Below are 14,242 nucleotides of genomic sequence, written 5' to 3' on the forward strand. Positions count from 1 at the left end.
CGGCTCCCGACACCCCCGGGGACCGCGCGGCGAGAGCCGTTTGCGCCCTGACAGCCCTGACAGCCCTGTCTGCTTTGTGCCCGCACTTGCGCCGCCACGCCCGAATGGGTTACTCACTACCTTCCACGGAAGCGGACCCGACCGCAGGAGGGGGCGGCCGGGCCCGGTTCCGTTCGGGTCCGTGTCGTCGGATCCGTGTGCTCAGACTCCGGCGGCGTTCTCCTCGAACGACACCGCCACGAGCCGGTCGCTGAACCGCTCGGGGTTCTTGATCCCCGCGACCAGGGCGCGCTGCGCGGGGACCGCCTCGTCGGTGAGCGTGACCGCGACGACGGGACAGTCCTCGATCCGGTTCGTGTGCGAGGGCGCGCAGCTGCCGATGTCCGCCCGCGTGTGGCCCGGGCAGACCGCCCGTTCGGGCAGCTCGATCGCCAGATCCAGGTTCCCGATGTCCGTGAAGCGGTAGCCGCCCGAGGTCGGCGGGACAGGCCGCGGCTTCGCCCCCTTCGTCACCTGCGCCGTGAGCCCGCGAGCCGACGCGATACGGCCCTCGCCGTGCGGCCCGTACACGTCGACCGTGATACGCCGCTCGCCCACCGGCGCGGTCAGCGTCAGCGGCCGCGGTCCCGGGTCGATGGCCGCGCTGACCGTGAAGGCATACGGCCCGTCGAAGTCCGGCCCCGAACGCGAGTACCCGTAAGAGGTGAGGACGAGCGCCGGCGCGGCCGTCTGCTCGCCCTCGCCGCGTGGCGCGGGCCTCACAGGACCCGGCGCACCGCACCCGGCCAGCGCCGCCGTGCTGCCGTCGGGCAGCGCGACATCCTTCAACACCCCTGGTACCACGTGGAGTCGGCCCGTCGGATCGTCCGGCATGCCTCGGTGCGCGGCCAGCGCGACGAGTGCCGCCGCGACCGGCAGCGCGAGCGCCGCCCACGCCCGTGGGGAGGGCCCGGAGATCCCGTGCATCAGACGCGGCCCCGCGCCCGCCTCGACACGACGGCCCGCAGGATGCGCCGACCCTCCGTCGACACGTCGAGCGCCTGGCGCAGGCCGCCCGCGCCCCGGCCCGCGAGCAGCTCGAGGATCCTGACCTGACGCCGGAGTTCGGCCGCCACCAGCGGGGACATGCCGTCCGTGCGGCCCTCGCGCCGGGACCCCACCGAGCCCGCGCCGTCCTCCGTCGTGTCCAGCATGCGGTGGATCTGGAGCGCGCCGACCGAGCAGGCGTCGGCCCACTCGCGCAGCGCGGGCGCCGACAGGGTGTCCGGCACGGCGGCCAGCATGCGCCGGGCGAGCCCGGACGCCTCGTCAGCGTCGTCGTCCGGCCCGGCCGGGAGCGCGGCCCGCGCCTTCGCCAGACACTCGCCCCACTCCGGACCGCCCTCGGCGAGGCTTCCCCACAGCGGGCGCAGTGCCTCGTCGTCCTCGGCGCCCAACAGCGGCACGCAGCGGTCGAGGCAGGCGAGACCGCTGGCCGCGAGACCCCGCTCGTCGGCCTGCGCGATCAGCTCCACCAGGCTCATGAAGTACGCCCTTTCCCCTGCCCACCCGGCATTTCGTCCCTACTGGGCTCTACTGCGTGCCGGGGCGCAGGAACGTCACAGCGGCGCGACGCCGAGCCGGTCCAGGAAGCGGAAGAAGAGCGGCTCGGCGAACGGGTCGGGGTCCTGGCCCAGGACGTCGGCGAGCGGACCCTGCTCGACGGTGCGGCCGCACTCCCGCGCCCACGCGACCGCGCGCCGCGCGGCGTCCGCGGGCTCCAGGAAGTAGTCCTCCAGGGTCAGTTCGTCCGCGGAGAGATATCCGGCCATGGCATCGCGCGCCAGACACGTGGTCCACGCGCCGCTCTCCGGCGCGGCCGCCTCGATGACGACGCAGTCGCTGTCCATGACGTAGCCGAACAGGGCGGGCGCGCCGGTCTCGGCGGCCAGCGCGTTCATGCTGCCGACGTCGTGGCGCCGGGCCCCGCCGTCCGGGCACTCCCAGACCTGCCAGCCGTCGGCCCGCCGCTCCAGGAGCGTGAGCGCGTCGCGCGCCCCGCTCAGCGTGTCGAGCTCGGCGAGCGGCCGCTCGCTCCTGGCCACGACGTAATAGCCCCAGTAACCCATGCCGGTGTCCCCCCGGTGCCTTCGAAAGCAGCTGATCTCGGCTCGGGCCGAATACACCACAGCCATACGTGGCTCCGCCACCGAAAACGCAGATCCGGCGGTTCAGGCAGGGAACGGCGCCATCTCGGGCCCGCCGAGAGCCTTCTCGTTCTGCATGCGGGTCAGGGCGCGGACGAACACGACGGCGGCGACGGCGGCAGCGACGTCGAGCGCGTCGGAGAGCATCAGCATCTCCGTGGCCGTCTTGATCTCGCCGATGCTTTCGGCCTTGTCGTACTGGCTGCCCGCCAAGCGGCCGATGACATTGCTCACCAGCCACAGCGACCACCAGCAGTTGATGACCTTGCGCGAGTACTTCCGCGGGATCAGGCCGGCCTCCGGAACGCTGGCGTCCCAGGTGTCGGCGGCGACCTGGCGCGGCGCCCACAGGTTCACGAAGGGCACGAACCAGCCCCAGGAGGCCCAGCCGCGCGACCTGCTGTGCCCGTCGGGCCGGAACACCTCGGCGTTGATGCGCACCCGCCGGAACCACACGATGAAGACGACCGCGGTCGCCACCAGGGCACACAGCTGTGCGACGCCCGCCGCCGAGTACAGCGAGTCGATGCGGTCGGCGTCCGCCTCATTGCCCGCCGAGAAGTGCCCGGCCACGAAGTCCGCCGCGAGACTGCGCTGCTCGAACCCCACCCACAGCGCGAACAGGTCGATCGCGGCCGTCACTCCCAGCAGGACGACGACAGCCTTCGAGACACCGACCGGCGACTTGAGCACAGCAAAACTTGTGGACACGACGGACCCCCCACGGGTTCAAGGTGAGCCGGTCGCGCGCATCTCCCCAGAGCGCGTCGATCACCGGCCAGCGGAACATACGGTTCAAGCCACCGCGGTGTCCACTGCTCAGCCGCTCACGACCCCAGCCGGTTCGCGAGCGCCACGAACTGGGGCCACGTGAGCGGGGGCTTGCCCGGGTACCAGAGCTTCTGGATCGTGGCCCGCAGCGGCATGCGGATCCCCTGCGCGACCTGCGCCTGCGTCTGCGAGTTCGCCAGGTCGCACCACACGGCGAACGTGCCGCCCAGGATCTGGCTGTCGTACTTCGCGGGCACCGGCGTCGTGCCGCGCACGACGAGCGGGGTCCAGCTCTCGTAGATCCGCTGCCCGGTCGGGTACACGAAGTCGTTGGGCTGGCCGAGGACGTAGTAGAGGAACTCGTCGTTGTAGTTGGTCATCTTGCGACCCTCGGCCAGGTACTCCTCCGGCGGGCGCGCCCCGATCTCCTTGCCCGTCCAGTAGGCGACCTCCAGGCTCTTGTCGGCCTGGACGACCCCGCCCCGGAAGAACCCGTCGTTCCACGCCTTGAGGGAGCGGTTGAACGGCTTCATCGTGGCGACCCGGTCGTTCAGCCAGCCCGTCGTGAGGTCCTCGACCGTCGCGTTCGCCCCGTACTTCTTCTGGGCGGCGGCCGCGAGCTGCGGGAAGGACGCCTCGGGGTTCTTCACCGTCAGGGCCTGGTACTCGTCGCCGCCCAGGTGCCAGAACGCGCCGGGGAAGAGGGGAGCGTACTCACGCAGCAGATCGTCGACGATCTTCGCCGACTCGGGGTTCGAGATGTCGACGGCGCCGCGCGTCGCGACACCTGCCGTGTTCCGCAGCTGGAGCTCGGGGTGCGCCGCGATCACGGCGCCGAGGTGTCCGGGCGAGTCGATCTCGGGGATCACGGTGACGTGCCGCTGGGCGGCGAGCGAGACGATCTCGCGGACCTGCGCCTTGGTGAGGTGGTCGGGCGAGACGATCTCGGGGTGCGAGTCCGACTGGATGCGGAAGGCCTGGTCGTCGGAGAAGTGCAGACCGAACTGGTTGTACTTCAGGTCGCTGATCTCCCGGATCCGGTCCTTGATCCACCCGGCCGTGAAGGGCTTGCGCGCGATGTCCAACATGAATCCGCGCTGCGGCTTCGCCGGCGCGTCCTTCACCACGCCCTCCGGCGCGGTCCCGCCACCGTGCACCTCCTGCTTGAGCGTGCGCGTGCCGTAGAAGACACCCGCGTCACCCGGCCCCACGATCCGCACCCGGCCGCCCTGGACGGTCATCGTGTACGACTCCGGGTTCCCGCTCCCGCCGAGCGCCAGCTCCACGTCACCGGCGCCGGCCTTGACCTTGCCCGCGTACTTCAGCTTCAGCTCGCCGGCGATGAGCTTGCCCTCGTCGGAGAGCTCCGCGTCCCCGATGACGACACGGCCGCCGGCGGGGCGCCACCCGGGCCCGCGCGCCGCCGTGTGCTCGCGCACGGAGGGGATGGTCTGCGGGGTTTTCGACAGGGCGTACGACTTCGAGGGCGAGGGCTCCGCCGAGGTCGAGGCGGGGGACGCGGACTTTCCGTCGGAGGGGCGCCCGGCACGGGTGGCGCTTGTGCCGCCGCCGTCGCCGGCGCAGCCGACGAGGACCATGGTCAGCGCGACCGTCCCCGCCGTGACGACTCCCGCGCCGACCGTCGATCGACTCCGCGTACCCATCAGTGACCGCCCTCCGGTTTCGACAGCAACCTCGACATCGAATTCCGCGTCCTAGGAGGCGACCGTAAGGCCCCGCTCCCCCGACCTCCCGTCCACCACACGCCCCCAAACTCTCCCGTCCGGGTGAAATCGGTGCATCCACCAGACAGCTCCAAGCCCGGATCGCTAGCGTGTACGCACATCCGTCACACCCTCACCACATGTCCCGTGACGCTCCTGACGTCTCGTCCCAGTGTCAGCCCAGTCACGTCCCACGTCTCGCCGAGGAGCGCACGCTGCCTTCGCACCGTTTCTCCCGCCTCCCCGGGCATGCCGCCATACCGGTCCAGTGCTCAGCAGGGCATTCGTCGCCGCTGCAGTCGTCCCCGCACGGCCTCACGCGGTTCAACACGCTGCCCTCGACCGAGGCCGAGCGCGCGCTCCTGACCTGCTGCGGATCACTCCACTGGGCCCGCCGCCTCGTCGCTCACCGGCCCTACCCGGACCTCGACGCGCTGCTCGCCGCCGCCGACGAGGCGGTCTACGACTTCGCGCCCGCCGACCTCGACGAGGCCCTGTCCCGCGAGTCGCTCCCCCTGACCCCGCACCGCTCGTACTCCGTCGCGCACACCGCGCTCGGCGCCGCGCACGGTGCGTACGAGAGCCGCTTCGGTCACGCGTTCGTGATCTGCCTCGACGACTACGGACCCGCCGAGGCCCTGGACCAGCTCCTGGCCGGAATCCGGTCACGCCTTGGCAACGATCCCGAGGAGGAGCGCGTCCTGTCCTGGGACGAACTGCGCCGACTCGCCCGGGGACGACTCGCCCGGCTCGTCCGGTCGCTCGATGCCCGGACAGAGCCCCAAGAAGCGATAGACCCGCAGGAACCAGCGGATTCCGGGCGCCCCGACAGTGCGTCCGATAGCCCGTACGTGGCTGTTTGATTGCCTGTTTGATCACACCGGCGGCCCCCGGGCGAGCGAGCCGACAACTCGTCGATACGATGACGAGCGGCCGGTGGACCGTACCCGGCCGGGCCAGACCGACATCGAAGCCGGCAGGCCCCAATCCCCGCTCCCGGAGGGTTCTTCCGTGCCGGCTGGAACGCTGTACCGCGGCCGGGAAGGCATGTGGTCGTGGGTGGCTCATCGAGTCACCGGTGTCCTCATTTTCTTCTTCCTGTTCGTACACGTCCTGGACACCGCTCTCGTCCGCGTCTCCCCCGAGTCGTACGACGACGTCGTTTCCACCTACAAGACGCCGATCGTCGCGCTCCTCGAGTACGGCCTCGTCGCCGCCATCCTCTTCCACGCGCTCAACGGCCTGCGTGTCATCGCCGTCGACTTCTGGTCGAAGGGCCCGCGCTACCAGAAGCAGATGCTCTGGACCGTCGTCGGCATCTGGGTCGTGCTGATGGTGGGCGCGCTGTACCCGGTCCTCGGCCACGCCGTCCGTGAACTCTTCGGGAGCTGACGCCAGACATGTCTGCTGACACCACCCCTGCGAAGACGCCCGGCGTCGGACCCGTCGAGGGCGTCGCCGTCTATGACGTCGACAACCCGGCGCCCTTCATCGAGGCCCCCCGCAAGCGCACCTCGAAGACCCCGCGCTCGACGCGCGGCAACTTCGAGATGGCCGCATGGCTCTTCATGCGCCTGTCCGGCGTCGTCCTCGTCGTCCTGGTCCTCGGCCACCTGCTCATCCAGCTCGTCCTCGACGGCGGCGTGAGCAAGATCGGCTTCGCGTTCGTCGCGGGCCGCTGGGCCTCGCCGTTCTGGCAGGGCTGGGACCTCCTGATGCTGTGGCTCGCGATGCTGCACGGCGCGAACGGCCTGCGCACGGTCATCAACGACTACGCCGAGCGCCCGAACACGCGCCTGTGGCTGAAGGGCCTCCTGTACACCGCCACGGTGTTCACGATCCTGCTGGGCACGCTGGTGATCTTCACCTTCGACCCGAACATCCGATAGGCACGGGGCTGAGGCAACCACTCATGAAGATCCACAAGTACGACACCGTCATCGTCGGCGCCGGCGGCGCGGGCATGCGCGCGGCCATCGAGTCGACGAAGCGCAGCCGCACCGCGGTCCTGACGAAGCTCTACCCCACCCGCTCCCACACGGGCGCGGCGCAGGGCGGCATGGCCGCCGCGCTCGCCAACGTGGAGGAGGACAACTGGGAGTGGCACACCTTCGACACGATCAAGGGCGGTGACTACCTGGTCGACCAGGACGCCGCCGAGATCCTCGCGAAGGAGGCCATCGACTCCGTCCTCGACCTGGAGAAGATGGGCCTGCCGTTCAACCGCACCCCGGACGGCACCATCGACCAGCGCCGCTTCGGCGGCCACTCGCGCAACCACGGCGAGGCCCCGGTCCGCCGGTCCTGCTACGCCGCGGACCGCACCGGCCACATGATCCTTCAGACGCTGTACCAGAACTGCGTGAAGGAGGGCGTGGAGTTCTTCAACGAGTTCTACGTCCTGGACCAGCTCATCACCGAGATCGACGGCGTCAAGCACTCCGCCGGTGTCGTCGCGTACGAGCTGGCGACCGGCGAGATCCACATCTTTCAGGCCAAGTCGGTCATCTACGCCTCGGGCGGCACCGGCAAGTTCTTCAAGGTGACGTCGAACGCGCACACCCTGACCGGTGACGGCCAGGCGGCCTGCTACCGGCGCGGTCTGCCGCTGGAGGACATGGAGTTCTTCCAGTTCCACCCGACCGGCATCTGGCGCATGGGCATCCTTCTCACGGAGGGCGCCCGCGGTGAGGGCGGCATCCTCCGTAACAAGGACGGCGAGCGCTTCATGGAGAAGTACGCGCCCGTCATGAAGGACCTCGCGTCCCGTGACGTCGTGTCCCGCTCCATCTACACGGAGATCCGTGAGGGCCGCGGCTGCGGTCCCGAGGGCGACCACGTCTACCTCGACCTCACGCACCTCCCGCCGGAGCAGCTCGACGCCAAGCTCCCGGACATCACGGAGTTCGCGCGCACGTACCTCGGCATCGAGCCCTACACGGACCCGATCCCGATCCAGCCCACCGCGCACTACGCCATGGGCGGCATCCCGACGAACGTCGAGGGTGAGGTCCTGTCGGACAACACCACCGTCGTCCCCGGTCTGTACGCCGCCGGCGAGGTCGCCTGCGTGTCCGTGCACGGCGCCAACCGCCTCGGCACCAACTCGCTGCTCGACATCAACGTCTTCGGGCGTCGTGCGGGCATCGCGGCCGCCGAGTACTCCGAGAAGGCCGACTACGTCGAGCTGCCCGAGGACCCGGCTTCGATGGTCATCGAGCAGGTCGAGCACCTGCGCAACTCCACGGGCACGGAGCGCGTCGCGGTCATCCGCAACGAGCTCCAGGAGTGCATGGACGCCAACGTGATGGTGTTCCGCACCGAGCAGACGATCAAGACGGCCGTCGAGAAGATCGCCGAGCTGCGCGAGCGGTACCGGAACGTCTCGATCCAGGACAAGGGCAAGCGGTTCAACACCGACCTCCTGGAGGCCATCGAGCTGGGCAACCTGCTCGACCTGGCCGAGGTCATGGCGACCTCCGCCCTGGCGCGCAAGGAGTCCCGCGGCGGCCACTACCGCGAGGACTTCCCGAACCGCGACGACGTCAACTTCATGCGCCACACCATGGCGTACCGCGAGGTCGGCGACGACGGCTCCGAGTCCATCCGTCTGGACTACAAGCCGGTCGTCCAGACCCGCTACCAGCCGATGGAGCGTAAGTACTGATGGCTACCCCGACCATGGACAAGCTCGAGGCTCTCGAGGCGGACAACGGCTCGCACCTCATCACGGTCACCTTCCGCATCCGCCGGTTCAACCCGGAGGTCTCCGCGGACGCGGTCTGGGAGGACTTCCAGCTCGACATCGATCCGAAGGAGCGCGTCCTCGACGCCCTCCACAAGATCAAGTGGGAGCTCGACGGCTCGCTGACCTTCCGGCGCTCCTGCGCGCACGGCATCTGCGGCTCGGATGCCATGCGCATCAACGGCCGCAACCGCCTGGCCTGCAAGACGCTGATCAAGGACATCAGCCCGGAGAAGCCGATCACGGTCGAGGCCATCAAGGGCCTCACGGTCCTCAAGGACCTCGTGGTCGACATGGACCCGTTCTTCCAGGCCTACCGGGACGTCATGCCGTTCCTGGTCACGACGGGCAACGAGCCGACGCGCGAGCGTCTGCAGTCCGCCGAGGACCGCGAGCGCTTCGACGACACGACCAAGTGCATCCTGTGCGCCGCGTGCACGTCCTCGTGCCCGGTGTTCTGGAACGACGGCCAGTACTTCGGCCCGGCCGCGATCGTCAACGCGCACCGCTTCATCTTCGACTCGCGTGACGAGGCGGGCGAGCAGCGCCTGGAGATCCTCAACGACAAGGACGGCGTGTGGCGCTGCCGCACGACGTTCAACTGCACGGACGCCTGCCCGCGCGGTATCGAGGTCACCAAGGCGATCCAGGAAGTCAAGCGCGCGCTCATCACGCGACGCTACTGACCTTCCCGGTCGCACATCTCGCACATCCCTGAGGGCCCCGCCCCCGGTTTCGCACCGGAGGCGGGGCCCTCGGTGCGTCACGTTGCTACTGGTCGCTCGAAGAACGTCTCCAGGGCCACCGTCGCCTGTGTGCCGCTGACGCCCTCGATCGCGTACAACCGCCGGAGCACGTCCTGGAGTTGCTGCGTCGTCTCCGTTCGCACCTTCACCAGGACCGACGCGCTGCCGGCGATCACGTGCGCCTCCTGGATCTCGGGGATCGCGGCGAACTGCCCGGCCGACTCGCCCATCCACGACGACGACTCGACCATCACGAACGCGAGCACCCCCTGCCCGAGCGCGGCCGGGTCCACGTCGACGGTCGTCCGCCGGATCACGCCCCGCTCGCGCAGCTTGCGCACCCGCTCGTGGGCCGCGCCCGCCGAGAGGCCGACCTCCTTGCCGAGCGCCGCGTACGCCGTCGTCGCGTCCCGCTGGAGCAGCGCGACCAGCTTCCGGTCGATCTCATCCACTGCCACTGTGACCCACTCCCACTCCGCCGACCATGGCGCAACCGTATCTCGTTCTGCCATAGTCCCATACGACAGGATGTCATTCGGTCTACAGTTCTTGGGGGATAACCATGTCTTGCCAGAACCAGCCCAGCGTGTACGAGATTCTGGACGAGCGCTTCCGTACCGGACGGTGCGCTTTCGGGGACGACAGCCTCACCACCCTGCACACCGGCAGCCGTTGGGCCGAAGGCCCCGTCTACCTGCCCGCCTGGCGCCAGCTCATCTGGAGCGACATCCCGAACGACCGCCTGCTGCGCTGGGACGAGGCGACCGGCGCGGTCAGCCTCTTCCGCGACCCCGCCGGACACACCAACGGCAACACCCTCGACCGCGAGGGACGCCTCATCAGCGCGGAGCAGGGCGGCCGCCGCGTCACCCGCACCGAGGCCGACGGGCGCGTCACCGTCCTCGCCGACCGCTTCGAGGGCAAGCGGCTCAACAGCCCGAACGACGCGGTGGTCCGCTCGGACGGCTCGATCTGGTTCTCCGACCCGGACTTCGGCATCACCAGCGACTACGAGGGCTTCCGCGCCGAGTCCGAGATCGGCGCCAACAACGTCTACCGGATCGACCCCGCCACCGGCGAGGTGCGCCAGGTCGCCGACGGCTTCGGGGCTCCGAACGGGCTCGTCTTCTCGCCCGACGAGCGCCAGTTGTACGTCTCCGACACCCGGGCCGGATGCATCCGCGTCTTCGACGTCCTCGACGACGGCGAGAGCCTGAGCGACGGCAAGGTCTTCGCCGAGACCAGCGGAGACGACGGCCGCTTCGACAACATCCGCTTCGACGACGGCGGGCGACTGTGGGCCGCCGCCATGCACGGCGGTGTGCACTGCTACGACCCGGACGGCACGCGGATCGGCCGCATCAATGTCCCGGAGCCGGTCTCGAACGTCGCGTTCGGCGGCCCCAAGAACAACATCCTCTTCATCACCGCGACGACCTCCCTGTACTGCCTGATGACGTCCGTGACCGGCGCGCCACGGATCCGCCGCTGACGATGTGCTGTCCGGTTCACCCGAAGCATGGCTAATCTGACGGTATGTCACTTGACCTTGAGCTGCTCGGCTTCGACAACGCGCTGTTCCCCGTCGGCGATCTCGGCGAGGCGGTGTCCTTCTACGAGCGGGCCGGATTCCGCGTGAAGTTCCGCCTCGACGAGGCGGGGATCGCACTCCTCGAAGCCGGCAAGGAGACACCCGGCGTACTGCTGCGCGCGGAGGAGGACTTCGACCACCGGCCTCCTCCGTGCCCGGGGCCGCGCGTATGGCTGGAGGTGCGCGACGCGAAGGCGGCGGCCCGCGCGCTGGTGGAGGCAGGGATCCCGCCGGTCGACCCGCCGTTCTCCACCTCCACCGGTTACGTCGTGGAGATCGCGGATCCGTGGGGCAACGTCATCGGCCTCACGGACTATCTCAAGCGCCCCGAACTGGCGCGGAGTTGATATCCGGGTTCGTCGACTCCCGTCGGCCGACCCTCGCTTGAACATGTTCAAAAACAGGTCTACAGTCCTTCTCGACAGCGTTTTTGAACGCGTTCAAGGAGGGGTGGGGAATGGACCTCACAGTCGTCGCATACGTCGTCTACCTCGTCGTCAGCATCAGCCTGACCGTCTGGGTGGCGCGCACTCTGAGCCGTAACGGGAGGATCTTCCTCGCCGACGTGCTGCACGGGAACGAGAAGCTCGCGGAGGCCGTCAACCACCTGCTGGTGGTCGGCTTCTACCTCGTCAACCTCGGCTTCGTGGCGCTCTACCTGAGCGGGGACGACGACATCGCCGACACCCGCGGCATCTTCGAGGCCCTGTCGACGAAGCTCGGCGTGGTGCTCCTGGTGCTGGGGGTCATGCACCTGGGGAACGTGTGGGTGCTCAACAAGATCCGGCGGCGGGGGGTCATGGAGCGGGAGCAGCAGCCGCCCGTTCCCCCGCAGGGCTGGGCCGCGCCGCCGGTGGCCGGGGCGTGACGGCGATGAGCGGGGTCGCGGACCGGGGCACCACGGGGGCCCCGGTCCGCCGGCTCGTCCTCCTCTACGACGCCCAGTGCCCGCTCTGCACCTTCCTGCGGAACTGGCTCGCCCGGCAGCGGCAGCTCGTCCCGCTCGACCTGGTGCCGGCCGGGTCCGAAGAAGCCCGGCGCCGCTGCCCCGGGATCGACCACATCTCCACGCTCTCGGAGATCACGCTCGTCGGCGACGGCGGCCAGATCTACCGCGGGCCCGCCGCCTGGGTCGTCACCCTGTGGGCACTGGCCGAGTACCGGCCGCTGTCCCACAAATTCAGCACCCCGGCCGGTGCCCGCCTCGCGCGCGCCGCGGTCCTCGCCGCCGCCAAGTACCGCCAGGCGCACCGGGACCAGCAGGTCAGGAGGGCCGGGGGCAGCGCCTACCGCAGGGCGGACGGCTGGGTGTACGACCGCGTCGACGGCTGGACGTACTACGGCGCCGCGGCCTGCGACAGCGGCTGCCAGGTGCCCGATTAGGCTCTGAGCGTGCCAGCAGAGAAAGAGACCCCCGAGAGCCCTGCGAAGAGCGCTGCCAAGAGCCCCGCCAAGAGTGAGCAGACGCGGGCGCTGATCCTGGAGACCGCGATGCGGATGTTCCGGGAGCGGGGCTACGACAAGACGACGATGCGGGCCATCGCCAAGGAGGCGGGGGTCTCCGTCGGCAACGCGTACTACTACTTCGCGGGCAAGGAACACCTCATCCAGGGGTTCTACGACCAGATCTCCGCGGAGCACCGGGCGGCCGTACGGCCCGTGCTCGACCGGGAGACCGACCTGGAGAAGCGTCTCGCCGGGGTGCTGCGCGCCTGGCTGGAGATCGCGGAGCCGTACCACGAGTTCGCGGCCCAGTTCTTCAAGACCGCCGCGGACCCGACCAGCCCGCTCAGCCCCTTCTCGCCCGAGTCGGAGCACGCCCGCGAGACGGCGATCGACGTGCACCGCGAGGTGCTGGCCGGTTCGAAGGCGAAGGTTCCGGCCGAACTCGCCGCGATCCTGCCGGAGTTGATGTGGCTCTCCCAGATGGGGCTCGTCCTGTACTGGGTCTTCGACAGCTCCGAGGACCGGGAGCGCAGCCGGCGCCTCGCCGAACGGGGGGCACGCCTGACTACGCGCGGGGTCGCCCTCGCCCGGTTCCGGGTGCTGCGGCCGCTCGTCCTGGAGGTGCACGAGTTGTTCACGGACTTCCTGCCGGGGATGACGGAGGCGTCTACGGCGGCGCGGGAGAAGGGGAACGGGACGGGGAACGGGGCGGGCTGATCTTCGGGGGAGCTGCGGGGCTGGCGGGAGGGGCGGCGGGGCGGCAGGGGGCTCTTACCTTTGGTTCATGCGCGGCTTGTACGGTCGTCTGATGCCCGGCCCTTCTTCATCGCACCACGTCAGCCGTCGCGCCGCGCTCGCCCTCGGTCTCGGCGCCGCGGCCTCCGTCACCCTGCCAGGGCCGCGTGCCGCGGCCGCCGTCTCCACCGTCGGCGGGGAGCGGCTCGGCAGGTCCGGTGTCCAGGTGGCATCCGGCACGCCCCGGCTGCCGAAGCTCGCCGCGCAGGCGTGGCTCGTCGCCGACCACGACAGCGGCGACGTCCTCGCCTCGTACGATGCGCACCGCGCGCTGCCTCCGGCGTCGACGCTCAAGATGCTGTTCGCGGACACGGTCCTGCCGAAGTTCGGGCGGGCCTCGGTCCACAAGGTGACCGCCGCCGATCTCGCCGGGATCCCGTACGGCAGCAGCCTCGTCGGCGTCCAGGCCGGGACCTCGTACACCGTCGAGCAGCTGTGGCAGGGCGTCTTCCTGCGCTCCGGGAACGACGCGGTGCACGTGCTCGCCAGCATGAACGGCGGGGTGGGCGAGACCGTCCGCCAGATGCAGGCCCGCGCGAAGGACCTCCAGGCGAACGACACGCATGTGGTCAGCCCCGACGGCTTCGACCACAAGGGGCAGGTGTCGTCGGCGTACGACCTGACGCTGTTCGCGCGCGCCGGGCTCAAGAACGAGGACTTCCGCGGCTACTGCGCCACGAAGACGGCCGACTTCCCGGCCGGGGGCAAGAAGACGTTCCAGATCCAGAACACGGACCGCCTCCTCACCGGGCAGGGGGTGGCCGCGTACCAAGGGCTCATCGGCGTCAAGAACGGCTACACCTCGCACGCCGGCAACACGTTCACCGGCGCGGCGACCCGCGGCGGGCGCACCCTGCTCGTCACCGTGATGCACCCCAAGTCGGGGTACGAGGCGGTGTACGAGGAGACGGCGGCGCTGCTCGACTGGGGGTTCGCGGCGGCGGGCAAGGCGGATCCGGTCGGCACGCTGGTCACGCCGCTGAGCGAGCAGCCCAAGGGGGCGGCGGCCAAGCCGGGTGCGGGGGCCGCGGGCTCGGTTGGTGCGGCGGGCGCTCCCGTCGCAGCGTCGGCCACGTCCCACACGGACGACTGGGCGTTCGGCGGCTCCGCGGCGGTCGCGGTGCTCGCGGGTGGCGGGCTGCTGGCACTGCGGCGGCGAGAGCGGGAGCGGCCGAGCGGGCGTCGGCGGCGTCAGGGCTGACGCGGGCCAGTGGCGGGGTGCGGGTGCCAGGCCGACA

Annotated in this window: 17 protein-coding genes; 11 read left to right on the forward strand and 6 right to left on the reverse strand. The window is 70.1% G+C overall.

Annotation, left to right across the window (positions count from 1 at the left end; translation table 11 throughout):
• Positions 1-201: 201 nt before the first annotated feature.
• From OG698_RS20190 to OG698_RS20210, 5 genes are all read right to left on the reverse strand, one after another.
• Complete coding sequence (locus OG698_RS20190; RefSeq protein ID WP_406104509.1) at positions 202-966, reverse strand: hypothetical protein; 765 nt, start codon at positions 964-966, stop codon at positions 202-204.
• Positions 966-1,523, reverse strand: coding sequence for a hypothetical protein (locus tag OG698_RS20195; RefSeq protein WP_406104510.1), 558 nt, complete (start codon positions 1,521-1,523; stop codon positions 966-968). The genes OG698_RS20190 and OG698_RS20195 overlap by 1 nt, the downstream gene beginning before the upstream one ends.
• Before the next feature lie 75 nt (positions 1,524-1,598).
• Entirely contained in the window at positions 1,599-2,108 is a 510-nt protein-coding gene (locus OG698_RS20200) for a hypothetical protein (RefSeq protein WP_406104512.1), read from the reverse strand.
• A 102-nt stretch (positions 2,109-2,210) separates the two neighbouring features.
• Positions 2,211-2,897 (reverse strand): DUF4328 domain-containing protein, encoded by a 687-nt coding sequence (locus OG698_RS20205; protein ID WP_406104514.1) that lies wholly within the window; start codon positions 2,895-2,897, stop codon positions 2,211-2,213.
• A gap of 116 nt (positions 2,898-3,013) precedes the next feature.
• On the reverse strand, positions 3,014-4,621 hold the full coding sequence (locus OG698_RS20210; RefSeq protein WP_406104515.1) for a beta-N-acetylhexosaminidase: 1,608 nt from the start codon (positions 4,619-4,621) through the stop codon (positions 3,014-3,016).
• A 200-nt stretch (positions 4,622-4,821) separates the two neighbouring features.
• On the opposite strand from OG698_RS20210, the gene OG698_RS20215 reads away from it, so the two are divergent.
• The 5 genes from OG698_RS20215 (at position 4,822) to OG698_RS20235 (ending at position 9,112) form a co-directional block, all read left to right on the forward strand.
• Positions 4,822-5,544, forward strand: a complete 723-nt coding sequence (locus tag OG698_RS20215; protein WP_406104517.1) for a 2-oxo-4-hydroxy-4-carboxy-5-ureidoimidazoline decarboxylase — start codon at positions 4,822-4,824, stop codon at positions 5,542-5,544.
• A 148-nt stretch (positions 5,545-5,692) separates the two neighbouring features.
• Positions 5,693-6,073, forward strand: coding sequence for a succinate dehydrogenase, cytochrome b556 subunit (sdhC, locus tag OG698_RS20220; RefSeq protein WP_100594758.1), 381 nt, complete (start codon positions 5,693-5,695; stop codon positions 6,071-6,073).
• 8 nt (positions 6,074-6,081) lie between these two features.
• Positions 6,082-6,570 (forward strand): succinate dehydrogenase hydrophobic membrane anchor subunit, encoded by a 489-nt coding sequence (locus OG698_RS20225; protein WP_100594759.1) that lies wholly within the window; start codon positions 6,082-6,084, stop codon positions 6,568-6,570.
• 23 nt (positions 6,571-6,593) lie between these two features.
• A complete protein-coding gene (gene sdhA, locus OG698_RS20230; RefSeq protein WP_406104518.1) occupies positions 6,594-8,348 on the forward strand; it encodes a succinate dehydrogenase flavoprotein subunit in 1,755 nt (584 codons plus the stop codon).
• The gene (locus OG698_RS20235) at positions 8,348-9,112 is read left to right on the forward strand and encodes a succinate dehydrogenase iron-sulfur subunit (protein ID WP_116510811.1); all 765 of its coding nucleotides are present in this window, start codon (positions 8,348-8,350) and stop codon (positions 9,110-9,112) included. Before sdhA ends, OG698_RS20235 begins: the two co-directional genes overlap by 1 nt.
• Positions 9,113-9,189: 77 nt before the next feature.
• Here OG698_RS20235 and OG698_RS20240 read toward each other — a convergent pair whose 3' ends face one another.
• Positions 9,190-9,624 (reverse strand): Lrp/AsnC family transcriptional regulator, encoded by a 435-nt coding sequence (locus OG698_RS20240; RefSeq protein ID WP_406111171.1) that lies wholly within the window; start codon positions 9,622-9,624, stop codon positions 9,190-9,192.
• 110 nt (positions 9,625-9,734) lie between these two features.
• On the opposite strand from OG698_RS20240, the gene OG698_RS20245 reads away from it, so the two are divergent.
• The 6 genes from OG698_RS20245 to OG698_RS20270 all read left to right on the forward strand — a co-directional run bounded on the left by OG698_RS20245 (position 9,735) and on the right by OG698_RS20270 (position 14,205).
• Positions 9,735-10,664, forward strand: coding sequence for an SMP-30/gluconolactonase/LRE family protein (locus OG698_RS20245; RefSeq protein ID WP_406104519.1), 930 nt, complete (start codon positions 9,735-9,737; stop codon positions 10,662-10,664).
• Between the two features lie 44 nt (positions 10,665-10,708).
• Complete coding sequence (locus OG698_RS20250; RefSeq protein WP_406104520.1) at positions 10,709-11,110, forward strand: VOC family protein; 402 nt, start codon at positions 10,709-10,711, stop codon at positions 11,108-11,110.
• A gap of 110 nt (positions 11,111-11,220) precedes the next feature.
• Positions 11,221-11,631, forward strand: coding sequence for a hypothetical protein (locus OG698_RS20255; RefSeq protein WP_399971179.1), 411 nt, complete (start codon positions 11,221-11,223; stop codon positions 11,629-11,631).
• A 5-nt stretch (positions 11,632-11,636) separates the two neighbouring features.
• A complete protein-coding gene (locus OG698_RS20260; RefSeq protein ID WP_406111173.1) occupies positions 11,637-12,146 on the forward strand; it encodes a thiol-disulfide oxidoreductase DCC family protein in 510 nt (169 codons plus the stop codon).
• 108 nt (positions 12,147-12,254) lie between these two features.
• Positions 12,255-12,926, forward strand: coding sequence for a TetR/AcrR family transcriptional regulator (locus tag OG698_RS20265; protein ID WP_406111175.1), 672 nt, complete (start codon positions 12,255-12,257; stop codon positions 12,924-12,926).
• A 91-nt stretch (positions 12,927-13,017) separates the two neighbouring features.
• On the forward strand, positions 13,018-14,205 hold the full coding sequence (locus OG698_RS20270) for a D-alanyl-D-alanine carboxypeptidase family protein (RefSeq protein ID WP_406104522.1): 1,188 nt from the start codon (positions 13,018-13,020) through the stop codon (positions 14,203-14,205).
• Positions 14,206-14,242: the final 37 nt, after the last annotated feature.

It is taken from the genome of Streptomyces sp. NBC_01003, from assembly GCF_045162695.1.
Classification (GTDB): Bacteria; Actinomycetota; Actinomycetes; order Streptomycetales; family Streptomycetaceae; genus Streptomyces.

Bases quoted from the DNA above. Each gene is read 5' to 3' on its own strand.
- OG698_RS20265 (WP_406111175.1), top strand. From the start codon at position 12,255: ATGCGGATGTTCCGGGAGCGGGGCTACGACAAGACGACGATGCGGGCC.
- OG698_RS20190 (WP_406104509.1), bottom strand. From the start codon at position 966: ATGCACGGGATCTCCGGGCCCTCCCCACGGGCGTGGGCGGCGCTCGCG.
- OG698_RS20225 (WP_100594759.1), top strand. From the start codon at position 6,082: ATGTCTGCTGACACCACCCCTGCGAAGACGCCCGGCGTCGGACCCGTC.
- OG698_RS20245 (WP_406104519.1), top strand. From the start codon at position 9,735: ATGTCTTGCCAGAACCAGCCCAGCGTGTACGAGATTCTGGACGAGCGC.
- OG698_RS20235 (WP_116510811.1), top strand. From the start codon at position 8,348: ATGGCTACCCCGACCATGGACAAGCTCGAGGCTCTCGAGGCGGACAAC.
- OG698_RS20200 (WP_406104512.1), bottom strand. From the start codon at position 2,108: ATGGGTTACTGGGGCTATTACGTCGTGGCCAGGAGCGAGCGGCCGCTC.
- OG698_RS20270 (WP_406104522.1), top strand. From the start codon at position 13,018: ATGCCCGGCCCTTCTTCATCGCACCACGTCAGCCGTCGCGCCGCGCTC.
- OG698_RS20250 (WP_406104520.1), top strand. From the start codon at position 10,709: ATGTCACTTGACCTTGAGCTGCTCGGCTTCGACAACGCGCTGTTCCCC.
- OG698_RS20260 (WP_406111173.1), top strand. From the start codon at position 11,637: ATGAGCGGGGTCGCGGACCGGGGCACCACGGGGGCCCCGGTCCGCCGG.
- OG698_RS20255 (WP_399971179.1), top strand. From the start codon at position 11,221: ATGGACCTCACAGTCGTCGCATACGTCGTCTACCTCGTCGTCAGCATC.
- sdhA (WP_406104518.1), top strand. From the start codon at position 6,594: ATGAAGATCCACAAGTACGACACCGTCATCGTCGGCGCCGGCGGCGCG.
- OG698_RS20195 (WP_406104510.1), bottom strand. From the start codon at position 1,523: ATGAGCCTGGTGGAGCTGATCGCGCAGGCCGACGAGCGGGGTCTCGCG.
- OG698_RS20215 (WP_406104517.1), top strand. From the start codon at position 4,822: ATGTCCCGTGACGCTCCTGACGTCTCGTCCCAGTGTCAGCCCAGTCAC.
- OG698_RS20210 (WP_406104515.1), bottom strand. From the start codon at position 4,621: ATGGGTACGCGGAGTCGATCGACGGTCGGCGCGGGAGTCGTCACGGCG.